The organism is Polyangium jinanense (assembly GCF_028435365.1).
Window position 1 is genome coordinate 13,952 of record NZ_JAGTJJ010000014.1, and the last position, 24,206, is coordinate 38,157.

At 68.1% G+C, this 24,206-nt stretch carries 20 protein-coding genes; 5 read left to right on the forward strand and 15 right to left on the reverse strand.

Annotated elements, in window-relative coordinates:
- Positions 1 to 156: 156 nt before the first annotated feature.
- The 3 genes from KEG57_RS23380 to KEG57_RS23390 all read left to right on the forward strand — a co-directional run bounded on the left by KEG57_RS23380 (position 157) and on the right by KEG57_RS23390 (position 3,434).
- Positions 157 to 1,698 (forward strand): hypothetical protein, encoded by a 1,542-nt coding sequence (locus KEG57_RS23380; protein WP_272423069.1) that lies wholly within the window; start codon positions 157 to 159, stop codon positions 1,696 to 1,698.
- Between the two features lie 110 nt (positions 1,699 to 1,808).
- Positions 1,809 to 2,990, forward strand: a complete 1,182-nt coding sequence (locus KEG57_RS23385; RefSeq protein ID WP_272423070.1) for a serine/threonine-protein kinase — start codon at positions 1,809 to 1,811, stop codon at positions 2,988 to 2,990.
- Between the two features lie 183 nt (positions 2,991 to 3,173).
- Positions 3,174 to 3,434, forward strand: coding sequence for a hypothetical protein (locus tag KEG57_RS23390; protein ID WP_272423072.1), 261 nt, complete (start codon positions 3,174 to 3,176; stop codon positions 3,432 to 3,434).
- A 52-nt stretch (positions 3,435 to 3,486) separates the two neighbouring features.
- Here KEG57_RS23390 and KEG57_RS23395 read toward each other — a convergent pair whose 3' ends face one another.
- From KEG57_RS23395 to KEG57_RS23435, 9 genes are all read right to left on the reverse strand, one after another.
- Complete coding sequence (locus KEG57_RS23395; RefSeq protein ID WP_272423073.1) at positions 3,487 to 7,665, reverse strand: LBP/BPI/CETP family protein; 4,179 nt, start codon at positions 7,663 to 7,665, stop codon at positions 3,487 to 3,489.
- A gap of 129 nt (positions 7,666 to 7,794) precedes the next feature.
- Positions 7,795 to 8,772 carry a hypothetical protein gene (locus KEG57_RS23400; protein WP_272423075.1) on the reverse strand — a complete coding sequence of 326 codons (978 nt, stop codon included), beginning with the start codon at positions 8,770 to 8,772 and terminating at the stop codon, positions 7,795 to 7,797.
- Between the two features lie 78 nt (positions 8,773 to 8,850).
- Entirely contained in the window at positions 8,851 to 9,777 is a 927-nt protein-coding gene (locus KEG57_RS23405) for a PfkB family carbohydrate kinase (protein ID WP_272423076.1), read from the reverse strand.
- Positions 9,778 to 9,788: 11 nt separating this feature from the next.
- Positions 9,789 to 10,667, reverse strand: coding sequence for an S-methyl-5'-thioadenosine phosphorylase (gene mtnP / locus KEG57_RS23410; RefSeq protein WP_272423077.1), 879 nt, complete (start codon positions 10,665 to 10,667; stop codon positions 9,789 to 9,791).
- Entirely contained in the window at positions 10,664 to 11,293 is a 630-nt protein-coding gene (gene gmk, locus KEG57_RS23415) for a guanylate kinase (RefSeq protein ID WP_272423078.1), read from the reverse strand. Before gmk ends, mtnP begins: the two co-directional genes overlap by 4 nt.
- A 47-nt stretch (positions 11,294 to 11,340) precedes the next feature.
- Positions 11,341 to 12,219, reverse strand: coding sequence for a YicC/YloC family endoribonuclease (locus KEG57_RS23420; protein WP_272423079.1), 879 nt, complete (start codon positions 12,217 to 12,219; stop codon positions 11,341 to 11,343).
- Positions 12,220 to 12,239: 20 nt separating this feature from the next.
- A complete protein-coding gene (locus KEG57_RS23425) occupies positions 12,240 to 13,301 on the reverse strand; it encodes an NAD-dependent epimerase/dehydratase family protein (protein WP_272423081.1) in 1,062 nt (353 codons plus the stop codon).
- A gap of 37 nt (positions 13,302 to 13,338) precedes the next feature.
- On the reverse strand, positions 13,339 to 13,656 hold the full coding sequence (locus KEG57_RS23430; RefSeq protein WP_153817484.1) for a hypothetical protein: 318 nt from the start codon (positions 13,654 to 13,656) through the stop codon (positions 13,339 to 13,341).
- Positions 13,657 to 13,673: 17 nt separating this feature from the next.
- Complete coding sequence (locus KEG57_RS23435; RefSeq protein WP_136929694.1) at positions 13,674 to 14,186, reverse strand: DUF507 family protein; 513 nt, start codon at positions 14,184 to 14,186, stop codon at positions 13,674 to 13,676.
- A gap of 191 nt (positions 14,187 to 14,377) precedes the next feature.
- Here KEG57_RS23435 and KEG57_RS23440 point away from each other — a divergent pair, with 191 nt between their 5' ends.
- Positions 14,378 to 15,118, forward strand: a complete 741-nt coding sequence (locus tag KEG57_RS23440) for a Crp/Fnr family transcriptional regulator (RefSeq protein WP_232379562.1) — start codon at positions 14,378 to 14,380, stop codon at positions 15,116 to 15,118.
- A 326-nt stretch (positions 15,119 to 15,444) separates the two neighbouring features.
- Here the strand turns inward: KEG57_RS23440 and KEG57_RS23445 are convergent, their stop codons facing one another.
- From KEG57_RS23445 to KEG57_RS23470, 6 genes are all read right to left on the reverse strand, one after another.
- Entirely contained in the window at positions 15,445 to 16,527 is a 1,083-nt protein-coding gene (locus KEG57_RS23445) for a TIGR04552 family protein (protein WP_272423086.1), read from the reverse strand.
- A 34-nt stretch (positions 16,528 to 16,561) separates the two neighbouring features.
- Positions 16,562 to 16,741: a hypothetical protein gene (locus KEG57_RS23450; RefSeq protein ID WP_272423088.1), complete on the reverse strand. Its 180-nt coding sequence runs from the start codon at positions 16,739 to 16,741 to the stop codon at positions 16,562 to 16,564.
- A 338-nt stretch (positions 16,742 to 17,079) separates the two neighbouring features.
- Positions 17,080 to 17,553 carry a hypothetical protein gene (locus KEG57_RS23455; RefSeq protein WP_272423090.1) on the reverse strand — a complete coding sequence of 158 codons (474 nt, stop codon included), beginning with the start codon at positions 17,551 to 17,553 and terminating at the stop codon, positions 17,080 to 17,082.
- A gap of 13 nt (positions 17,554 to 17,566) precedes the next feature.
- Positions 17,567 to 18,007 carry a c-type cytochrome gene (locus KEG57_RS23460; RefSeq protein WP_272423091.1) on the reverse strand — a complete coding sequence of 147 codons (441 nt, stop codon included), beginning with the start codon at positions 18,005 to 18,007 and terminating at the stop codon, positions 17,567 to 17,569.
- Between the two features lie 119 nt (positions 18,008 to 18,126).
- Positions 18,127 to 18,741 (reverse strand): OmpA family protein, encoded by a 615-nt coding sequence (locus KEG57_RS23465; protein WP_272423093.1) that lies wholly within the window; start codon positions 18,739 to 18,741, stop codon positions 18,127 to 18,129.
- Positions 18,742 to 19,165: 424 nt separating this feature from the next.
- A complete protein-coding gene (locus KEG57_RS23470) occupies positions 19,166 to 20,248 on the reverse strand; it encodes a hypothetical protein (RefSeq protein ID WP_272423095.1) in 1,083 nt (360 codons plus the stop codon).
- 281 nt (positions 20,249 to 20,529) lie between these two features.
- Between KEG57_RS23470 and dnaE the strand changes: the two genes are divergently transcribed.
- Positions 20,530 to 24,159, forward strand: a complete 3,630-nt coding sequence (dnaE, locus tag KEG57_RS23475; RefSeq protein ID WP_272423096.1) for a DNA polymerase III subunit alpha — start codon at positions 20,530 to 20,532, stop codon at positions 24,157 to 24,159.
- The last annotated feature ends 47 nt before the right edge of the window (positions 24,160 to 24,206 follow it).

Below are 24,206 nucleotides of genomic sequence, written 5' to 3' on the forward strand. Positions count from 1 at the left end.
GTCTTCTCGACCAGACGGGCTCGGGGGTCTTCGTACCCGTTCCTGCATCGTCGATCCAGTTCTCTGCAAAAGGGATGAGAAAGCCGCTTGAAAGGAACGTGCCACGGAGCGCTCGGCCCCGATGACGCCCGGCCATGCGCTGCTACCGTAGGGTCCGTGGAGCAGCGGACGCGGCCCCGTGGCCGGAAAGACACGAACGAGCCGGTCACGCCTCTCGGGCGAATCCGCGCGGCCGCTCCACGCGCCTTCGTGGTTGCCCTGACGATCGCGCTCCTCCTGCACCTGCCGCTGCTGCCGACGCGTCTGTTCGCTTGGCTGTCGCTCCTCTTCGGCGAGGAGATGTCGATGGTCGACATGGAGGGCGAGGTCGTGATCCCCATCGATCTCGATCTCGTGCCCGGAGAAACCGCAGCGCCGGCGCCCGCACCGGAATCCGAGCCGACCGCCGCGGAGCCCGATCCCGCCGCCGAACCCACGAAACAAGCCGAGCCAAAGCCCAAGAAGAAAACAGAGCCGGCCGACGCAGGCCCGGATGCCGAGGCGCCAGACGCAGGTCCCGACGCAGAAGCCGAGGACGCAGGCACAAGCGACGCAGGGCCGGAGGACGCAGGGGTCCCCGATGCAGCGCCTCTCGATACGGATGGCGGCACGCAGGCGCCTGACGCAGGCGCGCCGATCGCGGAGCTGCCCGACGCAGGCGCCGACGCGGAGGTGGTCGCGAAAGCGGAGCCGGATGCGGGCCCGGATGCGGGCGCACCGGCGCCGGTCGCGGAGTTGCCCGACGCAGGCGCGGACGCCGGAGGCCCGAAGCTCAAGGATCCGCTCGCGACCGCGGGTTCGGCCGCGGAGATCGCTTCGAAAAACCCAAACGTGCAGGTGCTCATCGCCGGCGACCGGATCCGCAAGCACGAGCTCGGGACCTGGTTCAGCCGAATCCTCGTGGGCATCCCGCAGTGGCAGTCCTTCTTCAAGGACACGCCCATCGATCCCATCCGCGACCTCGACCACCTGCTCATCGCGGGCCCGCAGTTCCGCGACTCGCGCAAGGTCGTCGCGGTGATGGACTTCAACGTGCCCGAGGCAAAGATCCGCGCCTCGATCGAGGCGATCGTGAAGCGCAGCGATCCGCCGGGCCATTGGCTCGAAGACACGCCCGTGCCCGCCGCGATCGCCAAGGCCGACAAGGGCGAGCGCATCTTCGCGCTCGTCCCGGGCAAACGGATCCTCGTGGTCCTGCCCGCCGACGCGAAGGGCGAGCTCGCCAAGGTGAAGTCGACGAAGGGCTTCAACAAGTCGAGCGGCGTGGGGATCGCGCTTTCGATGGTCACGCCGCACCGGGCATTCAAGGGCCTGCCGTTCCAGATCCCCGATACGTTCAAGTGGATGCGGCTCTCCGTGACGCCCACGGACGACGGCGGCGCGGACGTGCTGCTCGAGGCGCAGGACAAGGACGCGGACCTGGCCCAGAAGCACGCCGGAGAGCTCGGGCCGATCGTCGAGGGGTTCCGGAAGGTCGAGATTCCTTTCATCGGCCGGTTCGAGGTCCTCGGGCCGACGCCGTTCGTCGCGGAGGGGGACCTGGTCCGCGCGACCACGCACGTGACGAACAAGCAGCTCAAATACATCATGAGCGCGGTCGAGCAGCAGCTCGCGAAACAAGCGAAAGCCGCGGAAGAGGGCGGGAAAAAAGCGCCCTGACGCACGGTCGGCCCACGGCCGGGCCTTCGAAAGAGCCCGGAAGACTAGCCAGGGCGCGCGCGTTCGGTTAAGTCGACCCGCGCGCGACGCGCGACAGAGCACGCCCTGCCATGCCCGCCGACCAAACGCCTCACGAAGTCCTCGCCGAGCTCGCCGGTCATCCGCGCGGCGACGATCTGGCCCGCCTCGTCCACGCCATCGCGTTCGCCTGCGCCGACGAGCGAAGGACCTCGCTGCCCGACGGGGCCCGCGACGCCGCTTCCAGGCTCGGCCTCTCGGCCGAAGACGCCGAGACCCCCTTCGGCAACGTGCTCGCCGCGCTCGAACGGAGCCCGAACGAGCCCACAGGGCCGGCGACACGCGCACTCCTGTCGGCGCTGCTCGCCCGCGGCATCGCGCTCGCCCCGCCGGAAGGCGTGGAAGCCGAGCGGCGCGTGGTCGAGGCGCTCGCGTGGGTCGCCGCGCACACGCCATTGGATGCGCTGTCCGCGATCGATGCTGCGCTCGGGCCGAAGGCTGACGGGCTCTGGCGAGAAGCCGCGGCGCTCGTGCGCAGGGCAGACGAAGGAGCCGCGCCGCTCGTGGGTCGCGCCGGGGCGCTCGTGGTGGCCGCAGCGCTCGGCGCGAGCTCGTCGCCGGCTGCGCGGGACGACGCGCGGACGCTCGCCGCCGAGGCGCGTGATCCCGTGGTGCGCGCGCTCCTCCAGGACGCGCGGAGCCCCGGCGCGGCCGCGGCCGCCGGTGAGCTCGTCCCGCCGCCGCGTGGTCCGGTGGCGCTCGTGCTGCTCGCCGTGACAGGCCTGCTCTTCCTGATGCCGATCGCCCGCCTGCTCGGGCGTTTCGTGCTCCGCTACCGTTGCCCCGCGGAGATGCGGGTCTCGCCGCGCTCGATCACGGTGCTCGCGAAGACGGAGCTGCTCGGACGGACGGTACGCGAGCGGGAGATGGTCTTCCCGGTCGAGGGTCTGACGCGCGTGGCCCGCGAGGTGCGCTATCCGCGGCTCGCGATGTACGCGGGGCTCTTCGCGCTGGCGATCGGCAGCTACGTGGGCATCTCGCTCTTCGTCGACGGTGCGCGCGCGGGCTCGCCGGATCTGCTCGGCATGGGCGCGCTGCTCGTGGCCGTCTCCATCGCGATCGACTTCGCCCTGACGAACCTGATGCCCGCCTCGCGGGGTCGCTGCCGCGTGGTGCTCGTGCCGCAGAAGGGCCCGACGGTCGCGCTCGGTCGCCTCGATCCAACGCTCGCGGACAGCGCGCTCGGCCGCTTGCTCCAGGGCAGCTCGTCCTGACGGCGACGCCTCTCGGAAAAACGATCGACAATTTGGCCCGACGCGCGCGCCTCGGATAGGGGACGTCGTGTACCGGCGATCCGGCGCGCGTGGCGCAGCCGGGTGGGCGAGGACCGACCCCAGAGGCGTACGCGCGTGGTGCGCGGCCGAGGCGGCAGCCTGCCGGATCGGGAGAGGTGTCTCATGCGACGCAAGAGCGAGATGCTGGCGGAGCTCAAGCAGATGTTGAACGAGGCCCTCCGCGCGCAGAGCGCGGGCGCGAGCTACACGAAGCTCGCCAAAGCGCAGGGCGCGGTCGACGGGTACATGCGGGCGCTGCTCGACTCCGGTGTCGCCACGAAGCAGGAGCTGCTCGAGATCGTCGCCGCGGAGCGCGCGCGGGTGAACGGCCCGGCGACGCGCGAGATGCTGCTGGAGACGGCCGCGGAGATCGCCGCGGCGTAACGCGGAGAGGGAAGGGAAGGGCGCGCCCCGAAGAGCGCGCCCTCGTCGTGGATCAGGGCGAGACGATCGAGACGTCGCCGCGCGGCCCCGCCTCGTCGAGGCGGCGCCACCAGTTGACGAGCATCAACTGGCCCTCGACTTCGATCGGACGCGAGAACGCGCCGGCGAAGCCGTCCTGCTCGACGGCACGCACCTTCCAGTCGACCTGATCACCGGTCGGCGTGCCCACGGCATACCGCAGCTTGCCGGCCGTCGCGTCCTGGTAGGTGATGTGGACGGCGCCGCTCGCGCCGACGTAGATCGCCGAGTCGTCGCCGACCAGGTGCTGGCCGTCGTCGAACTTCGTCATCCCGTCGATCGTGAGGCCGTCGTCCACGATGCCCGTGAACTTCACGGTCGTGCCCTTCGTGACCTGCGCGTAGCGGAGGCCTTCGGACAAACCGTCGACGTAGGAGAGGTGCCAGTCGCCCTTCTCGTCGATGAAGAGCGAAGAGCCGATGCCCATGTCGCCGGTGTCCGTGCCATCGGCTGCCTGCCCGTCGACGATCGTCGTCTGCCACATGCCCGCGTTCTTCGAGGCGATCACGAGGTTACCCCGGATGCGATCGTAGAACGCGAGGCCAAGCGCGCCCGCGGGATCCTGCGCGAGCGAGATGTAGTCGCCGATGGCCTCGGGGTAGGTGTCGATCTTCGCAGCGTCGAACGTGTCCGCGCACTGCGTCGCGCCGCCGATGTCCACGCACGCCGAGCCCGATCCGCACTTGGGATCGCACGCCGTGAGCTTCTCCTGGCAGCGGCCGGTCTCCTGCACGCACACGTCGCCGAGCGCGCAGTTGTACGCGCGGCACGGCGTGGCTTCGTCGACGGCCACGTCCTCGAACGTCCACTCCGCAGCCCCCGGCGTCGCAGTCGTCGCCGCCGCGATGCGGACCTTCGAGGTGATCGCACCGTCCTTGCCAGGCTCGATCGAGAGGTACGCGATGGTGGGTTTGTCGCCACCCGCCATGAGGAGCTTCGCGTACCGCCCGATGTCGGCCTGCGCCTTCTGCTCGACCGTGACGATGTTCCACGTGCCGCCCACGCGCTGGGCGAACTTGAGGGCCTTGTTCGTACGGTCGTAGTAGGCAACGGCGGGGTTACCGTCGCTGCTCACGGCGATGCTCGTCCACGTGCCGACGTCGTCACCCGAATCGAGCTGGCCGCCGCGGAAGCCGTTCTTGTTGAACTTCGTCGGATCGACCGCGGGCTCGGCCGGGACGCCGTCGATCGCGGACCAGCCGACGCTCGTGCCGTTCCACGTGCCGACGACGAGATCACCCCAGCTATTTTCGTTCGCCCAGTCCGCCTCGACGTACCCGGCGACCCAGATCCCCTTGCCGGAGACCGCGACCGACGTGTACGCGCCGATGAGACCGGGTTCGAGCGTCGTGCAGCCAGGCGCGACGCAGCTATAACCCGCCGCGATCGCACTGTCGTCACCGCCGCAGTTGCAGCCGGCGAACGAGCCCGCCGCGCCGATGATCGCGAGCCCGGAGAGCGCGCGGATCGTGCGGCGCGACGAAGCGCGACGCGCGGGAGCGGGAGCCGCCACAGGCTTCGCAGCCACGGCCTTCGGCGAGCGGCGACGGCCGAACCGGATCACCGCGCCGAGCAGCGCGAGGCCAACGATCCACATGGGCTTGCCCTGCGTGCGATCGTCGCCGACGACGGCGCAGCCGCAGCCTTCGCCCGTGATGAGCGCGCGACCACGGATGAGCGCCTGCGAAGCCTCGGCCACGTTGCCCTCGGCGTCCTCGGCCTCGACGTCGATCTCGGCCGACTCGCCCACGTCGATCATCCCGAGCTCGGTGACGGGCTTCCACGCGGACCACGCGCCGCCGTCGAGCCGGTAGCGCACGCGGGACTCGCCGCCGCCGCCCACGAGGTCGCGCACGTCGATGGACACGCGGTTGCCTTCCTGCACCTCGCCGACCGCGATCACGGGCGGCTCGGCGTCGATCACGACATCGATCTCGGCCGGGGTCTCGTCGAGCGTCTCGGGCTTGCCCACGACGCGCGAACGCACGCTCACCGTGTGCTTGCCTTGCAGACGCAGCCACTCGTCGCGCACGTCGACGGTGCGCTCACGCGTGAACGGCTTCCACATGCCGCGATCGACACGGTACGAGTACTCGACGGGCACCGCGCCCAGGTCGCTCGGCGACGACATCTGCAGCGTCACGACCGGCGCGTTCTCCTCGTCCACCGTGCCGAGGCGGAAGCCCGTGCGATCGAGCTTCTTCTCGATCACGCGCGCCGTCGTCTCGATCGGCTCGGCCTTCGCCGCCGAACCCGGGTTCGGCGCGACGGGCGACGCCTGGCCGACGCCGAGCGTCGCGAAGATGCCGAGGTAGTTGTCGCTGCCCTTCGAGAGCTTGCGCAGGCCGGCAGAGCCCTGGCCTTCGACCGTCTCGGGGATCGTGAGCGTGAGGCCCACCGAGCTCAGCGCGTCCGCGAGGTCGATCGCGCTGATCCCGCCGAGGAACTGCGAGCCGAGGCCGCCGATGAGGCCCTGGAGCGCGCTCGCGATGACCGCCGGATCCTCCTTGAGGAGCTCGGAGTTCGTGACCACGCCGTTCGTCACGCCGATCTTGTCGAGCACCGGGAGCAGGCCGTCCGGCGTGACCGTGAGGTTCACGGGGACGTCGAGGTCGAAAGTCGCCGTCATGAAGCGGATGAAGCGGTCCGTCGACCAGATGTAGAAGTCGAACGATGCCTGATCGAGCTTCACGCGGATCAGCGGATCGGCGTTGATGTCCGTGCCGTTGCCGAACGTCGCCGTCGGCGGGCGGCCCGGCCGGATGACGAGCGCGACCTGCTGCGGCTCGCGCTGGAGGCCGAGGTCCTTGAGCGAGGCCGCGAGCAGCGAGAGCGTGCCCGAGGCGAGCTGCGGCACCGTCTCGGTGGAGATGCCGAGGCAGAGGAAGCCGCTGTTGTACATGCCGTTCAGCGCGTAGTTCGCGAACCGCTCGGAGACCGCGACCCCGACGTGCGGTCCGTCGAGCCCCGCGGGCCAGTTCGAGACCGTGTTGGACTGGATCTCGTCCGGGATCGGGATGCCCGTGGGCAGATCCATCGGCGAGAACTTCACGCACTGCGAGATGGGCGTGGGCTCCGCGCCGCCGTACATGCCGAGCGTCGCGCCGCCATCGATCGGGTTGAGATCACCCCACGCGTAGCCGCTGTTGTCGGTCCGCTGGCTCGCGCCGCCGACCGCGAAGAGGATGTCGAGGCCGCCCTTCGTGCCCGGCGAGACGCTCGCGAGCAGGCTGCCGAGGTTCACGTTGCCGTCGGTGCCGAGGATGATCGAGGCACACTCGTCGCTCTCGGCCGTTCCATAACGACAAACGCCGCCCACGTCGTTCGTGCCGAGCGGGCAGGAGGGGTTCAGATCCGGGTTCGCCTGCTGGCAGAGCTGCTCCTCGATCGTCTCGGAGAGCGTGCCGATGAGCTCGCCGACGAGCAGATCGAAGACGATGCCCTTCATCGCGTTGAGCACGAAGTTCGAGAACCCGCCACCGCAGAACTCGAGCGAGTCCTGGAGCTGGGTCTCGTTGACCGAGAGCGTGCCGACCTTGACCCGCGAGTAGCCGTACCGCGAGTGCGCCGCGTTCGTGTCGACCTCGATCGAGATGTCGACGTTCAGATCGATGTTTGCAAACGTCGACGGCGTGGTGCAGCCGTTGCCCGTCAGGCGCGCCGTGGCGCTGTCGGGGATGCCGAAGTACGAGATGTCGATCGGCAGGTCCTGGAGCCGGAGCGGCAGCGGGCCCGTGATCTTGATGTTGTGCGGCGTCGACGTGTCGATGTTGAGCTGGGCGTTACCGACGTCGATCTCCGCGACGCATTTCGGCGGGTTCGAGCCCTCGTTGGGGCCGTCGGGGCAAACGTCGTAACCGATGCCCGCGGTCGAACCGCTCGTCGAGGGGATGGGGAACGTGACGACGCCGCCGCTCCCGCTGCCCCCAAGGAGGCTCTTGGCCAGAGGCCCGAGGTTCTGCTCGAGGAACGTGAGCCCGGATTGCGTGAGCCGCACCGAGCCGGCGTTCTCGATCCGGGCGTTTGGATCGAAGCCGCCGGGCAAGGGTGTCATGCCACAGCCCGAGCATCCGCTCGAGCAACCACCGCCGGCACAACCGGCGATGAGGATCACGACCATGATCCCGATGAGATGTCTGAGAAAGCGAGGCATGGCGAAGACCTCCGAAGCGCCACCGATGCGGCCTCTCGCACACGCCAGAGGCCGTTTTTCACCGGATTTGCGCGATCGTACGCGTCCTACGGCGCACGCCGCAAGCGTGACGGACGGGACGTCTCCGCGTCAGAGCGGACAGCCGCCGTTGATCTTCACCGCGCTCGCCGCGAACTCCGCGCCGAGCTGCACCGCGTCGGCGCACGTCCCGTCCGCAGCCGCGTTCGTGGCGTCGCACCAATCGCCCTTGTAATCGATTTTTCCGTTCGCATCGCGCACGCACTTCGCGATCGGCGTGGCGGCGTCGTCCTTGCCCGTCAGGAGCGCGCAGAGCGACTTCTTCGCGAGATCGACCTCGACGGCATCCGCATCTTCGAGCGTGATGTACCCCTCGATCTTGCCCGCGTTGTTGAACGTGAACTGATTCTCTTCGGGGTACGGCTTGCAGAGGTTCAGCGGATCGAGGCCCTCGGCGTTGTAGCTGCCGACGCAGTTGTTGTTGGACGAGAGCTTTCCGCCCAGGATCCGCGCCTTCTTGAGCGGCAGGAGGATGGGCTCGCCGCCCTCGGCCGTGTACACGGGGACGATGATGTCCTGACCCTGATCGACCTCGAAGTTGCCCTGCGAGAGATCACTCGAGAACTTGATCGGCGTGATGTTGAAGCCGCCGATCATCTCGTTCACGAAGGTGTAGCCGTCCGCGGGGTTCGCGACGGGCTTCGCGCCGCCCGTGCACACGGTGTTCGTCATCGTGTCGAAGTGGAGCAACCACGAGAACGTGCCCTGGCCGGACAGGTTGCACTTCGTGTCGTTCAGCGCGACGCCGCCTGCGACGGTCTTGCCGATGAAGCTCGCGGCCGCGAGCGTCGCAGGCTTGCTGATGATGATCTGCGACATGCGCAGGCCGAACTCCGTCTGGCTCGCGTTGTCGACGAGCGCGATACACGTGGGATCGGCCGAGACGCACTCGGCCGTGAGCGCGCAGTTCGCGTTCGAAGGAGGCGGCTGGGAGGGCGGGGTATCCTCACCGCCGCAGCCGCTGCCGAGGACCCCGAGAGACAAAAGCCCGAAAGCCGCGAGCGACGCGGCCACATTCGAAAAGCGCATCCGTGTTTCCTCCACGCAAAAAGGAGCGCGGAGACTATCACGGACGGCGCCCACTCCGCGCGGGGCGGAGCGGGTGGATCACATCGTGCTGGCGCCGAACTCGTAGAGCTTCTGGATGTCGGCGACGCGCGCGGAGACCTCGTCGCGCGCGAGCACGCCGACCTTGCCCGTGCCTACCGCCTCGACGCAAAACGACGCCGTGGCCGTCGCGTGCACCATCGCGCGCCGCAGCGCGAGCGGCGTGACGTCGGACTGCGTCGCGAGGTAGCCAAGGAAGCCGCCCGCGAACGAGTCGCCCGCGCCCGTCGGATCCACTTCGTCCTCGAGCGGGAATCCGTGGGCCGCGAACACGCCCTCCTCGTCGAAGAGGAGCGCGCCGTGCTCACCGCGCTTGATGACGAGGCGCTTCGGGCCACGCGCGAGGATGTCGCGCGCCGCGCGCCGGATGTTGTGGATGCCCGAGAGCTGTCGCGCCTCCTCGTCGTTCACGATGAGCACGTCGATGCGCTTCAGCATCGACGCGAGCAGCGTGGGCTCACCCGTGATCCAGAAGTTCATCGTGTCGGCCACGACGAGGCGAGGCGAGCGCACCTGCTCGAGCACGTCGAGCTGCAGCCCCGGATGGATGTTGCCGAGCAGGAGGAACGGCGTGTCGCGGTAGGACTCGGGCAGGCGCGGGCGGAAGTCGGCGAAGACGTTGAGCTGCGTGTCGAGCGTGGTGCGGTGGACGAGATCCTGATCGTACCGGCCCGCCCAGCGGAACGTTTTTCCATTCGCCCGCTCGATGCCGCGCGTGTCGATGCCGCGGGCCTGCATGGCGATGAGCACGTGCTCCGGAAAATCGTCCCCGACGACGGCAACGACACGCACCGGCGCGAAGACCGACGCGGTCATGGCCGCGTACGTGGCCGAGCCGCCCACGACGTCGCGCGCCTTGCCCGAGGGCAGGTCGAGATCGTCGAAGGCCATGGATCCAACGATGAGAATCGGAGAGGACGTGCTCACGGCGGCCCCTTCTAGCACGAGAGATCCGGCAAAAGCCACGACAGCCGCGCCCGCGTCTGTTCGGGTACGAGATCACGTCGGGTCATGACCGCGTTCGTGAGCGCGCCGTGCGCCGGGCTCGTCTTGGGATCGGGCAGCGTACGCGAGAGACCCCGCAGCGCGCGCCGCGCATACGCCACGTTCTCCCGGAGCACCGCGATCACCGCCTCCACCGTCACCGCCTCCTCGGTCGCGTGCCAGCAGTCGTAGTCGGTCGACATCGCGAGCAGCGCGTAAGGCAGCTCCGCCTCGCGCGCGAGCTTCGCCTCGGGCATCGCCGTCATGCCGATCACGTGCACGCCCCAGCTCCGATAGAGGAGGCTTTCCGCGCGTGTCGAGAACTGCGGGCCTTCGATGCACACGTACGTGCCGCCGCGGTGGAGCTTCTTCTGCGTATCCGAGAGCGCCTGCGAAGCGGCGTCCGCGAGCGCGGACGAGAGATGCGGACAAACCGGATCGGCGAAGGCCACATGCCCCACGACGCCGCCCTCGAAAAACGTGCTCGTGCGGCGCTTCGTGAGATCGATGAACTGATCGACGATCACGAGATCCCCAGGCGGGATTTCCTCGCGCATGGATCCCACCGCGCTCACGCTGACGAGGTGCGTGGCGCCGAGCTTCTTCAGCGCGCACACGTTCGCGCGGTAGTTGATCTCCGTCGGCGAGAGTCGATGGCCTCGTCCGTGGCGCGGCAAGAACAGCAGCGTCGTCCCCGAGTCGCGATCGCGGCCGCGGAACACGAGGTCGCTCGGCGGACCGTACGGCGTCTCGACGTCGACCTCCTCGACGTCCTCGAGATCCTCGAGCGCGTACACACCGCTGCCGCCGATCACCCCGAGGACGTGGCTCATGTGGAGGCTCCGACCTTCCCCTCGGCGAGCATCTGCTCGCAGAGCAGCGCGTGCCGGCCACGACGGCAACGCTCGGCGAACACCACCGCACGAAGCTGATCGTACGCCCGCTCGAGATCGTCGTTCACGATCACGTAGTCGAAGAATCCGTAATGCTCGATCTCGCTCTTCGCCGCCTGGAGGCGACGCAGCGTGGTCGGCTCGTCCTCGGTCCCGCGGCCGCGCAGCCTGCGCTCGAGCTCGGTGAGCGAGGGCGGCAGGATGAACACGGAGGCGGCCTCGGGCATGCGCGCCTTGATCTGCCGCGCGCCCTGGTAGTCGATGTCGAACAGCACGCCGCGCGCCTCGCGCTTCGCGATCTCGATCTCGGCGACGCTCGTGCCGTAGTAGTTGCCGTGCACCGGCGCCCACTCCGCGAACGCGTGCTCGCCGATCATCCGATCGAACGCGTCCTTGTCGATGAAGTGGTACTCGCGCCCGTCGAGCTCGTTCGGGCGAGGCTTGCGCGTCGTGTGCGAGACCGAGAAGCGCAGGTCCGGGAACTCCGCGCGAAGCCGGTTGCAGAGCGTCGTCTTGCCCGCCCCGGAAGGGGAGGAGACGATGAGGAGGAGGAAGTCGCTCACCATTCGTGTCGGTCTCGTGCTGGGGTTCTGGGCCTTCGGGCGTGTCCGCGTCACTCGACGTTCTGCACCTGCTCGCGAAGCCGCTCGAGCTCGACCTTGATGCCGACGACGAGCTGGCTGACCGAGGCGTCCTGGGCCTTCGCGCCGAGCGTGTTGGCCTCGCGTACCATTTCCTGCAGAAGGAAGTCGAGCCGCCTCCCCACGGGCTCGCCCCCACTCGACGCGAGCACGCCTTCGAGCTGATCGAGGTGGCTCCGCAGGCGCGTGAGCTCCTCGGTGAAATCACTCTTGTCCACGAGGATCGCAAGCTCGAGCTCGAGCCTGCCCCGATCCACCGTGAGCTCCGCGCTCGCGAGCAGACGTTCGAGCCGCTCGTGCAGCCGCCGCTGCGCCGCCTCGCGCAAACCGTCCGCCTGTGAAGCAATCGCTTCGATGAGGCGCCGGAGCGCCTGGCACCGGCCCGAGAGATCCGCGTGCAGCGCTTCGCCCTCCGCGCGGCACATCGCGTCCATCGCCGAGATCGCGGCCTCGATCGCGCGCCTGACCGCGTCGCGCACCGCCGCGAGCTCCGGCCCCGCCGGCGGGATGAACAGATCCGGCACGGCCGAGAGCAACGCGAGCGGCAGCTCCGCGCCCGGCGCGAGCTCGTCCCGCAGCGAGAGGAGCTGACGGAACGCCGAGCGCGCACGCGCCACGTCGAGCGTCGCCGCCGTCAGCACCGGCCCCTCCGTACGCACGACGAGCTCGACCCGTCCGCGACGCAGCCGCTCGCGCACGACTTGCTCGGCGAAAAGCGCGATCTCGGCGAGCTCGCGCGGCAGTCGCGTTCGAACGTCGAGGAACCGCTGGTTGACGGAGCGGATCTCGGCGAGCACGCGGCCCTCTCCGAGGGTCACCTCGCCGATCCCGAACCCCGTCATGCTCCGCATGGCTCTGCCGGATACGTCGCTCACCGAAAGAGTGCAACAACGTTGGTTGTCGCACCCGCAAGATTTGCGCTCTCCCGCGGACTTTGTGCGCGTCGCTCGGCCGACCGCCGAGCGGCCTCGGCGGGTCCCTGCGCCCGGAGCGCCTCCAGGTACGCGATCGTCGGGGCGATGCCGTCCTCCCACCGCACGGAAGGCTCGTACCCCAGGATTTCCCGCGCGAGGCTCACGTCCGCGAGCGAATGTCGCACGTCGCCCGGTCGGGCCGGGCCGTGCTCGACGGCGAGCGCACTCCCGAGGACGCGGCCGATCTCGACGCAAAGCGCGTTCAAGGACACGCGCCGTCCGCCCGCGATGTTGACGACCTCGCCCGCGAGCTTCCGCGGCGACGCAGCGGCGAGCAAGTTCGCCCGCACCGCGTTGTCGACGAAGCAGAAGTCACGCGTCTGCTCGCCGTCGCCGAAGATCCGGATCGGCCTTCCCGCGAGCGCGGCGTCGACGAAGCGCGGGATCGCCGCGGCGTACGGCCCCTCGGGCGTCTGATGCGGGCCGAAGACGTTGAAGTACCGCAGGCACATCGTCTCCAGGCCGTAGATCGAGGAGAAGACGCGGCAATAACTCTCGCACGCGAGCTTCGTCACGGCGTACGGCGAGAGCGGCATCGGCTGCATGTCCTCGCGCTTCGGCAGGACGGGCGTCTCGCCATACGCCGAGGACGACGCGGCGAACACGACACGACGCACGCCGACGCGGCGCGACACGTCGAGCACGGTGACGGTGCCGCCGACGTTGACGGCGTCGCTCGTGACCGGGTCTTCGACGCTGCGCGGCACCGACCCGAGCGCGGCCTCGTGAAAGACGACCTCGACCCCCGCGGCGGCCTTGGCGACGGCCTCGGGGTCGCGGATGTCGCCCTCGATGCGCTCGACCGCGGAGGAAGGGGAGATCCCGTCGAGGTTCTCCCACATCCCCGTGGCGAGGTTGTCGAGCACGCGGACGCGCTCGCCCGCGGCGACGAGCGCCGCGACGATGTTGCTGCCGATGAAACCGGCACCGCCGGTGACCAGGTAACGAGGCGTGGACATGCCCGTTTCGATGCTCGAACGCGCAGGCGCTCGCGACTTACTTCTTCTTGAACAGATCGTCGAGGCGGGCCTTCGACTTGGCGATCTGCGCGGACGTATCTTCGGGGACGCCGTTCTTGAACGTGAAGAACGTGCAGAAGTTCGCTTTTTCCCGGTCGGGGATGTACTCGGCGATCCGCTCCTTGCACTGGTTGTGCGCGGACGGATCCCAGTACTCGCAGTTCTTGCAGCAGTGCATGTCGACGCCGCAGTGCGGACACGTGTCGGCGCGCTGGAGCTTCACCTCGAAGACGAGCTCGTTCTTGCACTTGTGGCAGAAGTGGCGCTTCTGCTCGACCTTCGGAATCCAGCCCATCGGTCTCTACTCTCCCCTCAAACGAGGCCCTTGCGGCGCTGGATCTCGTTCTTGATCTTCTGGTACTCGACCTCCCAGGTCCGAGTCCCTTCCTGCAGGTTCTTCATCTTGTTCCGGACCTCGGCGTCGAGCTCGTCGTCGGCCGCGAGGTACTTCTTCAGCACCGGCCGCATGCGACGCCTGAGGTCGTGATCCTGACCGTAGACCTCGTCGACGTTGCCCGAGTGCATGAGCATCTCGATGCACTGGTCTAGCAAGTAGTCGAGGATGTCTTCGCCGATCTTGATGCCTTTTTGTTCGGCGATGATCTTCCGGATCCGCCCGAGCTCGGACGGCGGAAGGCCACGCGACTCCAGCGTGGCCTTCGACTTGTCCATCACTTCCTTTTCCGTCGCGAGGTACTGAGAAAAGACGGACTCCAGGTCGCGGACCACCTCTTTTCGGTCCTCACACTCGATCTCCCCGTTGTCCGCCAGGGTTTTGACGATTTCTTCGCTGAGAGGGGCAATTTTACCGCTAAAGAGGCGCATCCAACGATCCGTAGCTTCAGGGGAGCGGGGCACCGGATCCCCGCCAACTTGGGTTCTTCGGCTGGGGCTTCGGCCCCCGAAAGGTACGGGCCGTACTTCGGAGATGTCAACGCAAGCCGCGTTCTTTTTCAGGGCCCGCACGGCGAAAACGCACCTAGAGGAGCAGTCTCGATATGATGGGTAAGGATGCGATGGCACCGAACGTCCCGGCTCGTTCCGGCGCGGTCGGCAACGACGGGGGGCTCGATCCGGACGCACGCAAGCGGCGGATTCTACGGCGTGGAGCGGTCGGTAGCGCGGCTTCGCCCGCGTCGCAGACCCTCTTGGCCGACGCTGGAACGATCCAGCGAGTGACGCGCGGCCGGCCACTGGTGACCCAGGGCGACCCCGCAAACTCGGTGGTGATGCTCGGCAGCGGACGCGTCCGCCTGGTCCGGGCGCTGAACGAAGGGCACACGCTCTCGCTCGGCTACCGCGGCGCGGGCGACCTCCTCGGCGAGGCCGCGCTCGGCGGCGTCCCGAACCACCGCGAGAGCGCGATCGCCACGGAAGACGTGGAAGCGCTCGTCGTTCCGATCGCCACGATCCGCGGGCTCATGTCCTCGGATCAGGCCTTCGCGAACGCGCTGGTCGGCGCGCTCGTGGAGCGCAACGCCGAGACGGAAGAGCGTCTCGCCTCGATGCTCTTCCGCAACGTGGAAGCGCGTCTGGCCGAGTTCCTGCTCAAGGCCGCCCAGCGCTGGGGCATCCCCGACCCGCGCGGCGTCCTGATCTCGGCCCCCTTCACGCACCAGGAGATGGCCAGCATGATCGGCTCCACCCGCGAGACCGTCACGCTCACCCTGGGCGAACTCCGCCGCAAGGGCATCATCGAGGTCGACCGCCGCCGCATCGTGGTGCTCGACCGCGAAGGCCTCAAGACCCGTACCTGATCGGCCGTTCTTGCCCCTGGCGGGAGGTTGGGGCGTTGCCCCAAACCCCAGCCGGGGGCTGTCCGCCCCCGGCACCCCGGACCAGGCACGGCCTGGACCGAGGGCCGAGAAACCGCGCGATGCGCGGTTTCTCGGACGGGCCCAAACAAGACCACCCACCACCTCGCCAACCAAGACAGCGACGCGGACGTGTCGCTTGGCGACGTTGTCCTTGTCGACAGCGCGCATCGCGCGCTGTCGCCCTCGGTCCAGGCCGTGCCTGGTCCGGGTCCAGGGGTGGACAACCCCTGGTCGGGTCCGGGGTGAAACCCCGGCGCAAACGTTCCCTAGCGATTCCGCTTCGTCGTCGGCACGCGCGTCGGCGCTCGCCCGCCGAGCTTCAACCGACGCATCACGGCCACCTTTTGCCGCTCCTTGTACTTCGCGTGGCTCGCGTCTCCGAGCTCGTTCGCCGCTTCCGTCTCGCGGTCGATGAGCTGGAACTCGCACAACACGAACACGATTGGACCGAGTGCCCACGCTGCCGGCGGCGCCAGCTCCATGATCTCGGGCGGCAGCCGCACCGGCAGATCCACCACGAAGTGGATCACGCGATAGCTCTGATCACTGAACGTGTTGTTGCTGAGCGTCAGACCGTCATCCACGCCTGCTTGCAGCTCGCGAAGCAGCATGCGCAGGAACGGGTGACGCTCGCAGTAACTACGGAAGTGAAAGATTGTGTTCGTGCTCTGCCCGGGCACGACGTAGTTGAACGGGAACAGCCGCTCCGACAGGTACAGCAGGATCGGCAGGATGTCGTCTGCCTCCCGCGTCACGATCCGGAACCGCAGCTTGTCGTAGATTGCCGCTGCGGTCGTGTCGGTCTTCGAGAGCAGCTTCGTGTAGAGCGAGTCCTTGTTCTTCCGCCCCCCGATGAACTCCGTGATGGGGAAGCCGGCCGCGAGCATCCCGCCCACGATCCGATAGACCTTCTCCTCCACCAGGTGAAAAACATCCTGGTCGGACATCGGGATCGAGAAGAGCAGCTCGCGCCCTTCGAGGTGATGGATGATGTGCATCGCCTTCAGGATCGTGCAGGCGCAGAGCTGCCTGTGACCCTTGCCCGAGGCGAGCACCAAGAGCTCCTCCACGGAGCAGCGAGCGACGGGCTTGGGGATCGGGAACTCGAAGTGCCGACGTAGATAGGCGATCGCTTCGTTCTTGATCGCCTCGAGCCGCGCGCGATCTGCGGGCTCTTCGGGCCGGAACTCCTGCGCTCGCAGGAGCGTGCGCGCCTCTTCCTCGTCGCGAACGTGGAGCCTGTGCCAGTCGACGACGGAGTCGCCTCGCAGGATGAGACGCACCGCCTCGAGGTCCATCAAGGAGAACTCGTCCAGGCCCTTGAGAGAGCCGACGGTGTCGTACGTCATGACCCGAGGTTAACAGTGCCGAACCGACGCGCGTTCACGCACGCGCGTTCGGCGGCGAGGGCGGGGGAGCGTTCGGCGTCCGGCCGAGCGAGAGCGTGCCAAAGAAGATACCGATCGTCAGAACGACGACGGCCGCGTGCCCGAGATATGCACCACTGCACCCAATCGCGGCGAAGGGAGCGAGAGCGGCCAGGTACCAGGGCGTGATCTTCATCGGTCCTCCATCAGTGCAGGCGACCCGTCCCTCGGGTCGCCCTCCGGCGCCGCGACGCGGCCCCTGTCCAGGAACGACAGGGTGCGCTCATCGGCGACAGATAAGAGCATGTAGGATAAGCTGCCACACCCCAAGCCAACGGGCCAAGAAGTAGCGGTGTCTGGGGCGCCGCATCAAGCGAATTCGTCACACGTTCCGTTCCCGCACGAAGCCTCACCGGCACGAACGGAGAAATACCGAGCGAATTCGTACGCTTGATGGCTGATTTGCAGGTCGTTTCTCGACCCGCGAACCGTGTCCCGCGAGACGCAGGCGATGCTTGAAGGACGCTCTCTGCCTCAGCGAAGCGGCACGGTGATCTGCTCGGCGTCTCCGAGTGTCAGCGTGCGCTGCATCGAGTCGCTGCGATCCGCGCGGTCGATGCGGATGTCCAGTGCATACGAACCATCCGGCAAGTGCACGGACGTGTGGACGATTTTCGGCGCGCGCCCGGGCTCGAAGTGGAACGAGCTGCCGCTGACGGCCTCCGCCTCCCCGCCGGCCCGCGACCATGTCACATCGAAGCCGACGACCGTGCCGGTCTCGCCGTCGAGACGAAAATCGACCGAGCGCTCCTTGGGCCAGTGCGGCGAAAGCGACAGGAACGCCGCGCCGCCGCCCGCGAGCAGGAGCAACGACAGGAGCCGTCGCCGCCGCGGCGAAGGCGTGAACAAGGGCTTCGCCGGTCCTTCGGCCTGCGGCTGCGTTTCCTCGTCCGTCGTCGTCTCCCGCTGCATCGGCCGCAACGTGACGAGCAGGAGAGGGGAAGTCAACGTGAGGCGCGGATCAAGGCGAGCGGTTCGCGCGGATGCGGCCGACGAGGCCCATGATGACTTGATCGGGCAGGTTGCTGAACGGCGGCATCCGGTTGCGACCTTTGCGGATGACCTCGGCGACCTGATCGTCCGTCACCTGCGCCTGCCAGTCCGATCGTGTGAGATCGGGCGCGCGCACCATCGGACCTTGCGGCCCGTCGCCCTTGCCGCGCTGACCGTGACAGCTCGCGCAGTTGCGCTGCCAGGCGATCTCCACGAGGCTCTGATCGGGCCCCTGCTCCGCGGAGTTGCGAGGACGCGCGGCGACCTGCCCGGGCTGTTGACCGAGGGGCTGATCGTGATCCGTCGGCTTCCACTCGCGCACGTCGCGCGAGGAGGAGTCACACCCCGCCGCGAAGACGAGCGACGAGCCGAGGAGCAGCGACGTGAGGACGAGCGGGCGCATGGCCATGAAGGGATGATGGGCCCGGGGCGGATTGGCCAGCGTTTTTCGGCGGCTGGTCTCGCCTCACCCCGGGGTTCGGGAGGGGAGGGGAAGGACGGTGGGAGAGGAGGGGAGACGCGGGATCGTCAGGGCGCGCAGGCGTCGAGGACCTTGGGCGCGCCGCCGTCGACCGGCATCTTCATGATGGGCTTGCCGTTGAGCGCCGCGTTGATGAAGTCGGTGCGGCGGTTCTGGGCCTTGCCCTCGGCCGTCTTGTTGTCGGCGACGGGCTTCGTCACGCCGAACCCGACCGCGATGAGGCGCTTGCAATCGACGCCCTTGCCCACGAGGTACTTCGCCGCCGACTGCGCGCGCCGCGCGGAGAGGTCGAGGTTCTTCGCCGCGTCGCCGTCCGCGTCCGTATGGCCCTCGATGCGGAGCAGCGTCACGTTCGGCTTCGAGTCGAGGTACGTCTTGACCTGATCGAGGATCGGGAAGCTGACCGGCTCGAGCTCCGCGCTGCCCGTCTTGTAGACGATGGCGCCGGGGAGAACGAGCTTGTTGCCCTCCGTCTTGAGCTCCGCCGCGGGCGGCGCGGCCGGCGGGGGCGGCGGGGGCGGCGGGGGCGGCGGGGGCGGCGGCGGGGGCGGCGGCGTCTCCGCACCACTACCCACGGACGCAGAGGCCGTGCAGCCAGTCATCGCGCCGAGGGCGCCGACCATCAGCACGGTGCACAGAACGGGAGCCAGGAACTTTTGCATAGAGATTGATCTCCTCCGAGAAGCACGGGCCGCGGCCAAGCCATGGTTCACCGGCGTGCAGGCAGCCGTCGAGCCGAACGGGTCTTGGACGCGCTTCTATCAGGTTTCTTCAGGCGGTTTGGAGTTTTTCTTTCCACCGCTCGATCCCCCACCCAACGTCGCAGCATGCGGACGCCTTACGCGCCCCCGCTTCTTGCCCCTCGACGTTTCTCGCGGGCCAAACGGCTCACCCGGGCACGTTCCCGCCGTCCACACGCCCGGTCCCCCTTCAACACGATCCCCCCATGACAAACTGTAGGGCGCGCGCCGCCGAAGCACACGCATTCCCCCCCGCTGGCGTGCGCCGAATGCGCCCTCCGTCCTGCAACGTCGGGCCACGAGGGGCAGACCCCGTGGGCCGGCCCCTCGTGTCCGACGTGAGCCTTCACGGCATCGGCATCGCGCAGGGATCCGGCGGGGGCTCGCCCTTCGGCGCCACCGGTCCGAGCTGCACGGCCTTCGCGTCGAAGCCGAGGCCGATCGAGATGCCGTCACACTCCACGGCCGGATCCTGCGTGCCGTTCTTCATGATGTCGGACGCCTGGCGGATCTGGTTCAGGATGCTCTGCAGCGTGGGCGAGTCCTTATCGCAGAACGACTCGTCGAACGCCGCCGCGACCTTCGAGATCTCCGTGATCAGCGCCTCGGTCTCGATGACGCCGGCGATCGTGCCGTTCGTGCCGCCGTTGCGCTCCGCGTTGAGGTCCACCGTGATGACCGCGCTGTTGATGTCGAGCGCGATCGTGAACCCGCTGATCGAGAGCGAGAGCTTGACCGTGCCCTTCGTGCCCGAGACCCACGTGTCCTTCACGACGTAGCTCTTCGGGAAGACGATCTTCGCCGAGGTCGGATCCATTTCGTTGCTCAGCAGCTCGGGGATGAGCGGCCACTGGTCGGTGCCGTCCCACTTCGGCGGAGCGCCGAGGTCCGCGCCGCCGTAGAGCTTCGACGTCAGGCTGTTGCAGTCCGACGACGTGCCGAGCGTCGCCATGTCGAGCATGATCGTGAACTCGCCGTTCGCGATCGCCTCGTTCGCCTGCGCGCTGATGTCCGACGCGAGGCCGAGGATGACCGGCAGGATGTTCTTGCCGAACGAGTTGTCCCGGCCCTCGTCGCCATCCGGATACACGACCGCCGGCGAGCCGCCTGCGCGCGGCTTGCAGAGGCCGACCGACGCCTTCGTCGAGGCGCGACCGTCGAGGTCGTAGCCGAACGCCTTCCAGCCACCCGTGGGATCCGGCGTGCCGTCACGCTTCGTGTCGCCGAGGAAGATCTGGCTCATCGCCATGACCTTGCCCGGCCCCTCGCACGCGGACAGACCAGCGGGCTCCTCCGGAGGCGCGAGCCCCACGGGATCCTCGGGCGGCGGCGCCGGGGGTTTTTCCGAGACCGTGTCGGAGCCACAGCCCCCGAGAACCGCGAGCGAAGTCGCCGTGAAAACCGCAGTGAGAAGACGAGTGCGAAGCATAGAAACCTGACTCACTTTCCCGAACCCGAACCCGGGTCGTTCGCAAAGCGCACGGCAGCCAGTCGAGTGCCCGTGGACGGGGCGCATGCTAGCCATGCCGTTGCCTTTTCAGCAAGGGCGATCCCGGGGCGCGACGCACCGCACACGGCCAGAGTGAAGCCGTACGATGCAGCTTCACCAGCGACGCGAAGCATCACGAACAGGCGCCTCGTTTGGGTGACGCGCGCCTATCCTGAAGCGAGCTCGCCCGAGCCGAAAGCAACGCCGAGGCAAGATCGATCGTGGCAGCCGAGTTCGTTCATCTCCACGTCCACTCGCAGTACTCGCTGCTCGACGGGGCCCTCAAGATCAAGGACCTCGTCGGCAAGACGAAGGCGCTCGGAATGCGCGCCGTGGCGCTGACCGACCACGGCAACATGTTCGGCGCGATCCAGCTCTACAAGGCGTGCAAGGACGCACAGGTAGGCGCCATCCTCGGCTGCGAGGTGAACGTCGCGCGGCCGCGCACTGCGCGAAACGATGTGCCGAGCGGCAAGACGGACGACACGCCGGTCGATCACCTGGTGCTGCTCGCGTCGAACCTCGAGGGCTACAAGAGCCTCGTTCGGATCGTGTCCGAGGGCCACGTGACGCCCATGAGCGGCGCCGCGCCGAGCGTGTCGCTCGACTTCATCGCGCAGAACAACAAGGGCCTGATCGGCCTTTCCGGCTGCATGGGCGGCGTGCTCGCGCAGCGCGTGCTCGAGGAGGGCGAGGACGAAGGGCGCGCGGCGATGGGTCGGCTCGTCGAGGCGTTCGAGCCGGGCAGCCTGTACGTGGAGCTGCAGGATCACGGGCTTGTCGAGCAGCCGGTGCTGAACGGGATCCTCACGCGCCTCGCGAAGGATCGGGGCCTGCCGATCGTCGCGACGAACGACGCGCACTTCGGCAGCCGCGACGACGGCGAAGGGCACCTCTACCTCTCGTGCATCGCGGCGAACCGCTCGTATGCGGACGCGTTCGCGGCGCATCACCAGAGCTTCGAGATGTTCCTCAAGTCGCCGGACGAGATGGCGCACGTCTTCCGCGACCACCCGGAGGCCATCAAGAGCACGCTGGAGATCGCCGAGCGGTGCGCGGGGCTCAAGCTGAAGCTCGGCCAGCCGATGCTGCCGACGTTCGCGCTGCCGGAGGGGTTCGATACGAACTCGTACTTCCGGCACGTCTCGCACGAGGGGCTGACGAAGCGCTTCGAGGAGTTCGGCCGCGGGGGCAAGACGGTCGACCAGGAGGCGTACCGCAAGCGCCTCGACATGGAGCTCGACGTCATCATCGGGATGAAGTTCCCCGGCTACTTCCTGATCGTCTGGGACTTCATCCGGCAGGCGAAGGAGATGGGGATCCCGGTGGGCCCGGGCCGCGGCTCGGGCGCGGGCTCGCTCGTGGCGTACGCGCTGCGCATCACGGATCTCGATCCGATCCCGTACAACCTGCTCTTCGAGCGCTTCCTGAACCCGGAGCGCGTGAGCATGCCGGACTTCGACGTCGACTTCTGCATGGATCGGCGCGACGAGGTGATCCGGTACGTCGCCGAGAAGTACGGCAAGGATAGCGTCGGGCAGATCGCGACGTTCCACGAGCTCAAGGCGAAGAGCGTCATCAAGGACGTGGCCCGCGCGATGAGCTTCCCGCCGGCCGAGGCGCAGAAGATCGCGAACCTGATCCCGCAGAAGGGGCCGGGGCAGACGTACACGATCCCCGAGTCGATCGAGATCGAGCCGAAGCTCAAGGCGCACATGGAGAGTGATCCCTCGGTGCGCGAGCTGCTCACGCAGGCGCAGAAGCTCGAGGGGCTCACGCGGCACGCCGGCATGCACGCGGCCGGCATCGTGATCAGCGAGGGTCCGCTCTGGGACCACGTGCCGTGCTTCCGGAACGGCGAAGCGCTCGTCACGCAGTACTACAAGGACGACGTCGAGCAGGCGGGCCTCGTCAAGTTCGACTTCCTCGGCCTGAAGACGCTCACCGTGATCGACATCGCGGTGCGGCTGATCCACGCGCGACCGGATCAGAAGGGCAAGGCAGGCGCGGAGGTGTTCGACATCAACGCGATCTCGCTCGATGACGAGGAGACGTTCCACCTCCTGCAATCGGGCGAGACGACGGGCGTGTTCCAGCTCGAATCGAGCGGCATGCAGCAGCTCTTCAAGGACCTGCGCCCGACGAACTTCGAAGACATCGTCGCCGCCGTCGCGCTCTACCGCCCCGGCCCGCTCGGCACGGGCATGGTGAAGGACTTCGTCGACTGCAAGCACGGGCGAAAGCCCATCGCGAAGATGCACGACCTCGTCGACGATCTGCTCAAGCCGACCTACGGCGTCATCGTCTACCAGGAGCAGGTCATGCAGATCGCGCAGCAGCTCGCCGGCTACACGCTCGGCGGCGCCGACCTGCTCCGCCGCGCGATGGGCAAGAAGAAGCCCGAGGAGATGGCCAAGCAGAAGTCCATCTTCGTCGAGGGCTCCTTGAAGAAGGGCGTGTCCGCCGAGGACGCCGATCGCATCTTCGGTCTGCTCGAGTTCTTCGCGGGCTACGGCTTCAACAAGAGCCACTCGGCCGCGTACGCGTTGATCACGTACCAGACCGCGTACCTCAAGCGTCATTACCCCGTGGAGTTCCTCTGCGCGCTGATGACCGCGGATCGCGACAAGATCGAGAAGGTCGTGCGGATCATCGCGGAGGGCCGCGCCTGGGGCGTCGACATCCTCCCGCCCGACATCAACGAGTCGAACATCGACTTCTCGGTCGTCTACAGCGAGCCGGGCAAGGCCACGAAGAAGGTCGGCCGGAAGGCGCCGAGCAAGATCAAGGACGCCGATCCGTACGATCCGAAGATCCGCTTCGGCCTCGGCGCGATCCGCGGCGTGGGCGAGTCGGCGCTGGAGGCGGTGCTCGAAGTGCGCACCTCGGGCGGCGCGTTCGCCGATCTGTTCGACTTCGCCCAGCGCGTCGACGCGCGGCGCGTGAACAAGGGCGTGCTCGAAGCGCTCACGCAGTCGGGGGCGTTCGACGCGACGCTCGTGCCGCGCGGGATCACGAGGGCGCGCGCGTTCGCCGCGCTGGACCAGGCGCTCGAGCGCGCGCGGAGCGCGAGCAAGGATCGTGAGCGCGGGCAAGGGTCGCTCTTCAGTCTCTTCGCGAAGGCGGCGCCCACGACGGAGCAGAAGCTCGACGAGTACCCGCAATGCGAGCCGTGGGATCTGCGCGAGATGCTGGTGCGCGAGAAGCAGTCGCTCGGCTTCTACGTCTCGGGGCATCCGCTCGATCGATACGGCACGGAGCTCAGTCGCTTCGAGGTGATCGCGGCGAGCGCACTCCCGCACAAAGATCCGTGGTCGAAGGTGCGCGTGGCCGGAATGGTCGAGGGCTATCGCGAGCGCATCTTCAAGGGCGGCGGCGGCAAGGTCGCGTTCTTCCACCTCGAAGACACGAGCGGTCGCGTCGAGGTGAAGGTGCGCGACAAGCAGATCGAGGCGTATGGCACGCTCCTGCAAGGCAACGAGCCAGTGCTCGTGTCGGGCAAGGTGAGCTTTCCGCAAGTGGAGGAGGGCGCCGAGGACGAGCAGGCGGCGCCGCGGGAGCCGACGCTGATGCTCGACGAGGTCGTGCTGCTCGCGGACGCGATCCGCGCGGAGACGAAGAGCGTGCGCATCCGCGTGCAGGCGCGGAAGGCGACGCGGGATCACATCGGCAAACTGCGGGACGTGCTGGCGTCGAGCCGCGGCGTTTGCCCGGTGCACCTCTTGATCCAGCTCGACGACGGAGCCGAGGCAGTGCTCGCGCTCGGGCGTGATCTCACGGTGACGCCGAGCGACGAGATGCTCGCGCGCCTGGAGAAGCTGTTCGGGGAGAAGGTCGCGGAGCTGCGTTAGGTCGCCGGCAGATCCGCCATGGCTCGGGACAGATCCGCCATGGCCTG